4 protein-coding genes and 3 pseudogenes are annotated in these 10710 nt (G+C 59.1%); 3 read left to right on the top strand and 4 right to left on the bottom strand.

Annotated features, from left to right (window positions below):
* On the bottom strand, positions 1 to 2939 hold a 2939-nt coding region (locus tag ABIB66_RS43015), incomplete at its 3' end, for an amino acid adenylation domain-containing protein (protein WP_354260013.1).
* 779 nt (positions 2940 to 3718) lie between these two features.
* Positions 3719 to 4105 carry an ectoine synthase gene (locus ABIB66_RS43010; protein ID WP_354101664.1) on the bottom strand — a complete coding sequence of 129 codons (387 nt, stop codon included), beginning with the start codon at positions 4103 to 4105 and terminating at the stop codon, positions 3719 to 3721.
* A gap of 897 nt (positions 4106 to 5002) precedes the next feature.
* On the opposite strand from ABIB66_RS43010, the pseudogene ABIB66_RS43005 reads away from it, so the two are divergent.
* Both ABIB66_RS43005 and ABIB66_RS43000 read left to right on the top strand, forming a co-directional pair.
* Positions 5003 to 5325 (top strand): annotated as a pseudogene (locus tag ABIB66_RS43005) (Tn3 family transposase); the annotation flags it as partial.
* 263 nt (positions 5326 to 5588) lie between these two features.
* Positions 5589 to 6773 (top strand): annotated as a pseudogene (locus ABIB66_RS43000) (IS3 family transposase).
* Between the two features lie 473 nt (positions 6774 to 7246).
* On the opposite strand, the gene ltrA reads toward ABIB66_RS43000, so the two are convergent.
* A complete protein-coding gene (ltrA, locus tag ABIB66_RS42995) occupies positions 7247 to 8722 on the bottom strand; it encodes a group II intron reverse transcriptase/maturase (RefSeq protein ID WP_354260010.1) in 1476 nt (491 codons plus the stop codon).
* Positions 8723 to 9184: 462 nt separating this feature from the next.
* Here ltrA and ABIB66_RS42990 point away from each other — a divergent pair.
* Positions 9185 to 9331: pseudogene (locus tag ABIB66_RS42990) on the top strand (IS256 family transposase); the annotation flags it as partial.
* Positions 9332 to 9463: 132 nt separating this feature from the next.
* Here the strand turns inward: ABIB66_RS42990 and ABIB66_RS42985 are convergent.
* The coding region (locus tag ABIB66_RS42985; protein ID WP_354260007.1) for a thioesterase domain-containing protein at positions 9464 to 10710 on the bottom strand (1247 nt) is incomplete at its 5' end.

The raw sequence follows: 10710 nt of genomic DNA, 5'->3' as shown, positions 1-10710 counted from the left end.
CGCGCGACGATCTCACCCGGCTCGATGCGGTAGCCGCGGATCTTCACCTGCTCGTCGTTGCGGCCCAAAAACTCCAGATTGCCGTCCGGCAGATAACGCCCCAGGTCGCCGGTCCGGTACAGCCGATCGCCGTCTACAAAAGGACTGCGGATGAACCGCTCGGCTGTCAGCTCAGGGCGGTTCAGGTAGCCCCGCGCCACCCCCGCCCCGCCAATGTAAAGCTCGCCCACCGCACCGAACGGCACGGGCGCGCCATGACCATCCAGCAGGTACACCCGCGTGTTGGCAATCGGGCGCCCGACGTGAGGCAATTGGGGCCAACATGATGGGTCAGCTGCAAGGTGGTGCTCGGCAATGACGCTGATTTCTGTGGACCCGTATTGATTGATCAATCTCGCGTTTGGGTGTGCTTCGAAGAACGCCCTAAGCAGTGGAGTGGCCTGCAATTGCTCACCCGCTGTATAAAGCTCTCTTAAAGAGGGCAGCTGCACTCGCTGCGCGCTCCAGACCTCCGCAAAATGATTCAATGCTACGAATGGGAGGAATAGCCGCTCGATCGCCTCCCCCTCTATAAATTCGAGCAAGTCGGAGAAGTGCCTACGGGTCTCTTCCCGCATGAGCATGAGAAGTCCGCCGTCCTTCCAACAAATAAACAATTCCTGGCAGGACACATCGAAGTTCAGGGTCGCGAATTGAAGTGTGCGCCGTTTTGACGTGCCAATCCCCGCAAGCGAATTCACAAGCGAGCCGTGGGACATTTCAACGCCCTTTGGGGTTCCGGTTGAGCCGGAGGTATAGATGACATAGGCGAGATGGCGCGATGTGAGGCCAAGCGTGCCCGGCTCCGGGTCCGAAGGCGGCCGCTCGCCCCAGGCCGGGGTGGCCGTCTCCAGATCGACCACCGTCACATCGGCCACCGCCTCGGCGCCCAGTGCGGTTCGACCGGCGACATCGCAAAGCAGCAGTTTCGGTTCTGCATCGCCAACAATCTGCCGCAGCCGCGCTGACGGATAAGCCGGATCTAGCGGCAGATAAGCGCCGCCCGCCTTCAGGATCGCCAAGACACCAACCACCATCGCTAGGCTGCGTTCCAGGCAGATCGCCACCGGCTGGTCCGGCTTGACCCCGAGCTCGATCAGATGATGCGCGAGCCGGTTGGCCCGCGCATTGAGTTCGCCATAGCTCAGTCTCTCCTTCTCATGGACCACCGCCACCGCCTCCGGCGCCTTTTGCACCTGCGCCTCGAACAGCTGATGGATGCATCGTTCCGACCGATAAGGCGCCGCCGTCCGATTCAACTCCTCCAGTAGATACGTTCGTTCGTCGGCCGGCAGAATGTCGATGCGGCCGACAGGCTGCCCCGCATCGGCCATTACGCCACGTAACAAAGTTTGCAAATGCTGCGTCATGCAGTCGATCTGCTTTGGCGCTAATCGACCGGCATCAAAATGCCAGCGGAAGCTCCCATCTAGAGCGCAAACCTCAAAGGTCAGCAAATCGCCGCATAGCGCTTGGCCAGCTCTGTGGCTCGTCGTCAGATCGTCAGCGACGGAACAGCTCTCTGTCGTGATTGTAATGCCAATCGGCCAAGGCTGGCGCGTCCGTAGCGCCTCCACACCTCGCAATGTCGGGCAGCGCGCGATAAGATCCCGGGCAAAGCTAGCGTGCGTCCTCAGCTGAGCGATTTCGGCCGCTACGGTTTTGCGCACTTCTTCAAAATCATGAGCAAGCTCAATGGTAACGTCCATCGGCACGACCGAGGAGATCAACACCTCGACCAGTTTGGAGCCAGTTTGCGATCCATCCGATGCAGGCTTCCATCCCAGTTGAGGTTCTGTTTCTCCCGTGATCCGGGCGAGATAGATCAGCCAAGCCGTTACCAAGCACTCCGAGCTGTCTAGCGGGGACAGTTTAGCCAAAGCGCTTGGGCTGAACCACGAACTCGACTGCCATCGGGGAGGCGCCGCAGCCACGGACGATGACCGGAAAGGAGGATGCAATCTTCTAAACTGCCCGAGCCGCTGTCGCCAAAACTCCTCCCGAGGCGCCAGCAGTTCATGTGCGGCAGTTATGCTCTGCACCTGTTCATCGCTCAAGATCGGAAGGCGACTACCTTGATCCACATTGAAATGCCTGGCGAGGGCTCGCGCGTCCAGCATCTGCCCATCGGGTTCGCCAAAGCAAACGTCGACATCCTCTGTACCGGTCGCCACACGCCAATGGTTGGAGTGGACTTCAACCAGGGAACCTGCCGGAACGCCCGAGCTTCGAGTCAATACTTCCAGGTGTCTGACTGTGACAGCCTGATCACCTAGGAGAACCTTGGGCAGACACATTGGATTGGGATGATATGGCCCAAAGTCTAGGGCCCGTGTCATCGCTGATATCTCTTGCGCAGATTGATCCCATCGCAGACAGCCTGCCGAATTTGGCCGTCGTTGTCTGGGAACATAGCTTCTGTCCACCAGCGCCTGCGGATAGCCCGCAAGCTTCCCGCTCTCAAGGCCAGTTAAGAGTTCGCGGAAGCCCTCGATCGCGGCATCATGACATTTGAGGTTCAGGGTCAGTGCCGTATCACTGGGCGCAATCAGCACTTGGCGCTGAATCACGACGTCACCCATATCAACACCATCATCGATCCGATGCCACGTGATGGCATATTCGGTCTCTTGCGCCAGCAGCGCCCAGGACGTCGCGTGCGTTCCCGCATATCGTGGCAATGGACCGTCGTGGTAGTTGAAAGCACCTCGACGCACTCGCCCAAACACGTCCGGTGGCAATATGAATGGATTGGCAATGGAGAAGATCCAATCCACCGGCTCAGCCTTCAAAAAGGAGGAGAGCTCTTCAACACTTTCCATGCACGGAATGTTGGCACGAGTCGCCCACTCAGCGAATATGGCGTCGCCACACAGGGCTGCACCAATGACGTGGTTCATCGCCATTGCCGGCTGAGCGCAGCGGATAGCGGGCGTACCACTGCCAACAAACACGCTGGAGGAAATTGATCGCGTGACAGGATGTTTATCCCGATCGCGTGGTTCGTAGGCGCTCCCGCGCCCCAGAGAAGACCGATGGACCATCTTCACCCCTCCAGCAGTTCACCCATCATGCTGGGTAGTTCCCATCTAGGCGCCGCCCCAGGCAATCGCTCACACTGGTTCGGATCTGTTCGGGGCGTAACCTGGCGTGCATTGATGTGACGAAACCTTGCGCCGAGCCAGATCTCCCAAGTCCCTGCCAAGCTCCCGCGTCACCAAATATCGTCGCCGGCAGTATCGCAGCTGCCACTCAACCGCGTCTGAGTTTCTGGTGAGCGTGATCATCGGACGACTTCTCCTCTATGCCGCCTTGTAGAGGATTACGCATGTTTCGTGCCAAAGGTGAAATCGATCGCAATCAATGCGATAGCAATAGTAGTGCTATGTCAGTTGTCCAACGTCGCCCGACATCGTACCATTGAGCGCGCTATCAGTCGGCACAAGCCTCCGGAATCTCGCCTGATGTGTTCCGGGCAAACAAACGTGGACCTGGAATGCCAAAGTGATTTTTCCGGCCCAAGCCGCACCGCCTTTTCGGGTGTGACTCTCCTGAAATTCGTACGAACAAATTTTTTTCTGAGGTCCGCGCCGTGCGGTACGGATGGTGTTGGATCGCTCAGGTGAATGTTTCTCGCAATTAGCGGCAATTCATATGAGTTGGCGTTTCTTCGCATTGTTCAATATGTCGAGCCTGCCGGGTCGTCGAGCTTGTGGCGCTCGGTCCCATTGAGGGGCGGGTTAAAGATGCTGACGAGGATCAGGTCCTTGTCCCGCCCCCCGCGCAGAAGATGCTTGTCATGCTTGTCAAGCACATACATGTCGCCCTTGCGAATGGGAAAGACATTGCCGTCCATGTCCTCGACCTCGCCCTCTCCGGCGATGCAGTAGCAGGCTTCGAGATGATTCCGGTATTGCAGAAGCGAAACGGTGTTAGCGCGCACGACGGTGTGGCAGATGCCAAATCCCATGCCGTCCTTATCCGTCAGAAGGCGGTGGCTAGTACCATTGCCCCAATCGACGAAGTGATCGGTCGCTTCAACATCGTGCAGGCTACGCACAATCATAGCGTTCGATTGCCGGATACAGGTTAAAGTGATTTTTGCGAAGGCTGGAGGCCATTGTTCTGACCTGGAAGCGCGGCTTCCGCGCGCTGCCAAGGCGGAAAGGCAAGCTATGATCATTGGGACGGTGCAGGCCGGCAAGAACCTGCCAATCCATGTTCGCCATCGCCACGTGCCGGGTAGCGAAAAATTCATTCTGATCTAACTCGATGCTCGCAGTCCTCCTATTGCGCGGGCGACGGCGGAACTCCGTCGGAACAATCAGCCGCCGGTCGCGAAGAACACGTGAAGTAGTCCTGCGGGATCGGCTACACCCAAAAGGCCTACTGCTCGCTCGGCGGCGTCTAGACAAAAATATCGGCGTGAGGGTATTCCGCAGCCGAGCCGGAGGCGGGCGCGTACTACCGTGATGTTTCCACTTCTGTGCGGTACCGCACCCTGCGTTGGTTTGGTCCAGAATGCTGTTGGTGATGTTGCCGGCCACATAAAGCGTTTCCGGTCGCAGATTTGGCAAGTTGTTTCCTTCCTACGCTGTGCCTCGCGGCACGAATAAGGGCTCCGCAGCCTCTCAACTAATGGAGCAAATCTCATGCCACGCCCGTAGACAGATAAGGGATAAGTTTGTGGCTGCTTTCAGCTGGCTAGCGAGTGGAAGGATTTAGCTGGGCAGTGAAGCCAATCTGACAAACTGCCAAGATATGGCCGGATGCGGCCAAGCCCGCGAAGGAGAACCGGTCGGACGGTGCGGCTGACATTTGTCGTTAATCCCGAGACCGAAGTCAGCGATGCGGCTCCAACGTGGCCGGCGATCGGACCTCGACAAAGCACCATCGCGACATTCCAGTTCAGCGAGCCTGAGATCAGCGGACGAACTTCCGCCCTTGGCGCGGTCATCTATTCGTCCATGATACCGGCTTTGCGGATTGCTTTACGCATGTTCGCACCGGCGAAGTCCTAAGAAGAAATGTCTCTGCCATGCTGGCCGATGCAACCAACCTCGGTCCAAACGGATGGCCAGCGCGTCCAAGAGGATCACCGCGCACCAGATCGGATGGATGAGAACCTTCATGTCCGATCCAAGACAAATCGTGCCGCGCAAGCATGCATCACCGATGAACACACCCGGCATCCGCATTCGCGAATATTGGAACGGAACAACCTCGTCGTCCGATGGCCCATTCTTCCGCGCGAGCGACCGAGCCGCCAAACGTGGCGACATCGATGAGGCCCGGCGTCACGAAGATGATCTCGGCCCATCGCGCAGCGAAATCGGTAAGCATCCGGTGAGGCTTTCAATTACCCATATCTCCAGCTGCTGCGATTTCGGCGCCGAGTTCGATATCCGTGAGTCTCGAGAGGCCGCGCCAGATGACAGCATTTCCAGGTGGCGGATCGCCGGCCCTGGCCAAGTAGCCACCTAGTCTGACCTGCCCCTGCCGATTTCCTCCAGTTGAAGTTAGAGTCCGGCCTTCTGAAGGACGGACAGATGAAGCGAGCCAGGTTTACGGAAGAGCAGATTGTTGGCGTGCTGCGTGAGCATGAGGCGGGTGCGAAGGCTGCCGATTTGGCGCGGAAGCATGGCGTCTCTGAAGCGACGCTGTACAATTGGAAGGCGAAGTTCGGCGGTCTGGACGTCTCCGATGGCAAGCGGTTGCGGCAACTCGAGGACGAGAACGCCAAGCTGAAGAAGCTGCTGGCCGAGCAGATGCTGGATGCTGCAGCGCTACGCGAGCTTTTGTCAAAAAAATGGTAGGCCCGTCGCCAAGCGCGAAGCCGTCGCGCACCTGCAGGCCGTCATGGGTCTGTCGGAGCGGCGGGCCTGCGGCATCGTCGGCGCTGACCGCAAGATGGTTCGGTACCGGTCGTGCCGGCCGCCGGACACCGAACTACGCGGCCACTTGCGCGAGCTTGCTAATGCCCGTCGGCGGTTCGGCTACCGCCGGCTGTTCGTGCTGCTTCGCCAGCAGGGCGAGCCGTCCGGGCGGAACCGGATCTACCGTCTGTATCGAGAGGAAGGCCTCAGCGTGCGCAAGCGCCGGGCCCGCCGCCGCGCCGTAGGCACCCGAGCGCCGATCCTGATCGAGGCTCGGCCGAACGCCCGGTGGTCGCTGGATTTTGTCCACGACCAGTTCGCCAGCGGCCGTCGCTTCCGGTCCTGAATATCGTCGATGACGTGACCCGGGAATGTCTGGCGGCCATCCCCGACACCTCGATCCCGGGACGGCGGGTGGCACGCGAACTGACTGCGCTGATCAATCAGCGTGGCAAGCCGGGCATGATCGTCTCCGACAACGGCGCCGAGTTCACCTGCAATGCCATGCTGGCCTGGTCGGAGGAGAACAAGATCGACTGGCACTTCATTGCGCCGGGCAAGCCGATGCAGAACGGCTTCTGTGAAAGCTTCAACGGCCGGATGCGGGACGAGCTTCTCAACGAAACCTTGTTCTTCGGCCTCGATCACGCCCGCGCCAAGATTGCGGATTGGGTCGGCGACTACAACGGCCAACGCCCGCATTCCTCGCTCGGCTATCTGACCCCTGCGGCCTATGCCGCCTACCTCACCGCAACGTGCGATCGGCTGCGCAACCCCGACCAGCTCCGCCGATCGCACGTTGCTCACACCGCGCCAAACGGCGTAACATCCGCCGAGACTCTAACCGCTACTGGGTGAAACTTCAGGGGCAGGTCACGCGCTCTGTCCAGTGTTCGACGGCGTACTCATCACCATCATCCTGACGGCCATTCGGGCCGGCCGACCAACGAGACGTCGTTCCGCTTGAACACATCAAGTCACCTCGCGGTCGCGATTCAGGTGCTCGACAATGAATCACAAGCGATTCATCCGATTGAAGATTTTTCGATTAGGGCTACTGCAATAGAATCAAGCATTTGTGGGTAATTGAAAGCTCCACCGGAGCGATACACTGATCCGCTGGTCAATCCAGGAAATCCGCCGCATTGCTATCAGACTTGCTCGAAAGCGAATTCAACCCGCACACATCATCGCATGGTCTTTCTGGCGCAGAGCTCACCAGGCTGCCGCTCAACGCGCCTACTTCAAATCAAAAAAGTTCGCGGTAGGGCCGCCCATTACTGAGCGCCCCCCGCACAGATCCGAGCGAGCGGAATTCCCGCACTCGGCTCCTACCTCGGGTGCGTGACGGCGAAGCGCAATTGTGGCCAAGGATGAAGGATCTGCGGTTTGGGGAGCCAGTGATCGGTGAGCTTTGTTGTGCGATCCCATGTTAGGCCGCTCCGCTGGCTGCGTCGCCGAAGCGTGCGCCTCCAGAGATCGGTTATGTAGAACCGAAACGCATTCAACGCTCGGCCGTTCGTGGGGACAGCAAAATAGCCAAAATGACCGGTCACGACCTGCCTCAACCATCTTCCCTGTTCGGGAATCGGGCTGTGCATTCGTCGCCGCAACTCCAACTTGATCTCCTGAAGCTTGGTCCGCATGCGATCACGTCGCGTCTTCCGTTGAAGCAGGAAGTTCCCGCGACGTGATTTTCCGCAGATGAACGTAAACCCCAGAAAGTCGAAGGTCTCCGGTTTGCCGAGCCCGCGCCGCTTGCGATTGACCGCCGCGAAGCGACCAAACTCAATCAGGCGGGTCTTGTCCGGATGGAGCGACAGCATGAACTCCTCAAGCCTTGCACGCATCGCATCGAGGAAACGACGAGCGTCGCCCTCGTGCTCGAAGCCGACCACCACATCATCGGCATAGCGCACGATGACCATGTCGCCAGTGGCCTCGCGCTGTCGCCAGCGCTTGGCCCACAGGTCCAGAACGTAATGCAGGTAGATATTGCCGAGGAGCGGTGAAATCACCGAGCCTTGGCCCGTTCCCCTGTCATCGACGGTCACGACCCCGTCTTCGAGGATGCCCGCCCTCAACCATTTCTGGATCAGGCGGATGATGCGCTTGTCGCCGACCCTATGTTCGAGGAAGCGCACCAGCCGTTCCTGGCTGACGTCCCCGAAAAAGTTTTGGATGTCGGCGTCAATCATCCAGTTCACCTTCCGCTTGTCGATCGCCACGCACAGCGCATCCAGCGCATCGTGCGGTCCCCGACCAGGTCGAAACCCGTACGAGAAACCGCAGAAGTCGCGTTCGTAGATGGCGTTGAGCACGATGACGGTAGCCCCTTGGACGATCTTGTCTTCCAGAGCTGCGATCGCCAGCGGCCGCCGCTTCCCATCCGCCTTCGGTATGTACGTCCGGCGTGACGGTTGTGGGCGGTACGCTCCCCGATGGACCCGTTGGTGCAGACCCTCTAGCCGTGGCTCGAGATCTGCCTCGTAGTCCTGCCACGTCATGCCATCCACCCCGGGAGCGGCCTTGCGCCTGAGCGCGTAGAACGCCGTCCGAAGTGCATCGACATTGATATGGTGGAAGAGCGCGGTGAACCGGTCCTTCTTCCTCAGCCTTGCGGCCTTCCGTACGCGGTCCAGCGACTGGGACATGCGAGCCCGACCCTGTGTCCGGTGCATGCGCTGCTGTTCCGCGTTCCCCTTGGTCCCCGGCCTTGGCTCCGCCAACTCCGCTACCGGTTGCCCGGCTTTGTTCGTCGGCTTCACAGCTACTATGCCGAAGTCAGACTTCTCCGTGTCGTGCATCAGCGGCTACGGCTCCTCGCCTTCCCGCTGCGGACCATACGCCTCCAAGGAGGTCATGGCCGACCCGGAGATCTCCCGGTTCCCGTACAAGGAGCTTCCATACATGCCGGGGTCTGCGACCACGCCGGGCCAGACGGATGCTTGCGATTGCGCACCCGTCCGTGTTGCCTTCCGCTCAGTTGACAGCGTCGGCGCCCGGGAAAACATTCTTTCGCGGCTCAATGGCTGGCCTGTATGCTCCCCTACCGACGCTTCGCAGATATCCTCGCGGATGCCTGCGCACGGCTCGGGGCCGATGTGGATCGCTATTCCTTCATCGTAATGGACTTGCACCATCTACTCCTTGCCGGTCTCCCGGCGCACCAACTGTAATGCTAACACTTCAGCGTATCGCCAACGGCAGGCCGAGCAGCGAAATCGACGCGCTTATGCCATGGAGCCACGCCGCCTGACGGCCTGAGGTTACCGCTTACGTTCAAGCTGCTCTGCGCCGCATCAAAGATCTGGCGGCGGCTGAAAGGCACAAATCAGTTGCCGAAGCTCATCGCAGGTGTCAGTTTCGAAAACGGCATCGAGGTCATCCAAGTGCCGGCAAACCACGCCGCCTGATCGCCTCGTCACCCAAAATCCCGCATAGCTCACGAAGAGGTGGCCCCCCAGTCGAACAAAGAGGTGCTTCTTGTCTTGATGCTCCATGTGAGGTTCTGGCAGGCTCGACACCCGCCTCGATACGCCGCCTATTCATTCCGTCATCACCCACTTTCCCGCATAGCTCGTCGCTGACTGGCCAAGGGCCGTTGATAGGCATCGAGCCAGAACTAGGCGGTTCGCCGGGACATTCATCATAGTTCTGTGGTCACCTGGAATTGGAACGGCATGAATGGCCTCCGTACTCAAAATTCGGTCCCAACCCCGCAAAGGCGAACGTGCTTCTGGACCTATTGAATTCTTGCGAGATCGCGCCCGCTGGCGAAGAGGTTCATTGGCATAGAACTGGTATACCTCGACCGGGAGGGATGGAGCTTGATAGGAGTCCAGCGCCCATTGAAACTGCATGGCCCTTTCAGACGTCCGAATGTCACCGTGGAGATTGCGATCCAGGGGGATTGCCCCAATTTTCTGTGCCTTTTCCAGGAACTGAGAAATTGAACTTCGTCTAGCGAAGCGTTCAAGTATTTCGAACCTTTCGTCGTCTAGTTCGAGAGATTCCAGGAGCGCTTCTTGTACCATTTGGGTGGGCGATACGCTTGATGGATTTGAAGATAGTACAACGTCAATTAGAGCGATGAATGAAACAGCTTCGTCCTGATCCAGTAACCGCTGCGCAATTGCGTAAGCCAAGATTCCTCCTGATGAGTATCCAGCGAGCCGATATGGGCCTCGTGGCTGGATCTCTCTAACTGCCAAACTTAGTTGCGAGGCTATCTCTTTAAGAGTTGGAAACTGAACTTCACTAAATGGCGGCCATGGCAAAGCGTAGACAGGACATCCTGCGTCCATCTCCTGCACCAAACTAAGGACATAGGAGTAATCGCCCAAACCTGTGGGAACAAAGAACAGCGGCGGCTGCGATCCGGTTTCTCGAACACAAATCACTCCCGAGCTGCTGGGCTGTGGTTCCAAATGAATCTTTGATGCAAGTTCCCTTAGAACGGGGGCTTGGAAGAGGTCGGCGGCGCTGAACTTGAGCCCGAGATCGACTGCGCGACTGAGCAACTGCACCGCCAGCAGCGAATGCCCGCCCAGTTCGAAGAAGTGGTCGTGGCGCCCGACCCGCTCCAGCCCCAGAAGCTCGGCCCAGATCTGCGCCAGCGCCGTCTCGATCTCGCCTTGCGGCGGTTCGTAGCTCCGATGCGCATACGCCTCATCCGCAGGCGGCGGCAGCGCCTGGCAATCCAGTTTGCCGTTCACCGTCAAGGGCAGCGCCGCCAGCCGCACGAACGCAGCCGGCACCATGTAGTCCGGCAGGTGCGCGCCCACATGCGCCC

Source organism: Bradyrhizobium sp. F1.13.3 (assembly GCF_040548265.1).
Lineage (GTDB): Bacteria > Pseudomonadota > Alphaproteobacteria > Rhizobiales > Xanthobacteraceae > Bradyrhizobium.
The sequence above is the reverse complement of the archived record's forward strand: the minus strand, read 5'-3'. Positions and strand labels throughout refer to the sequence as shown.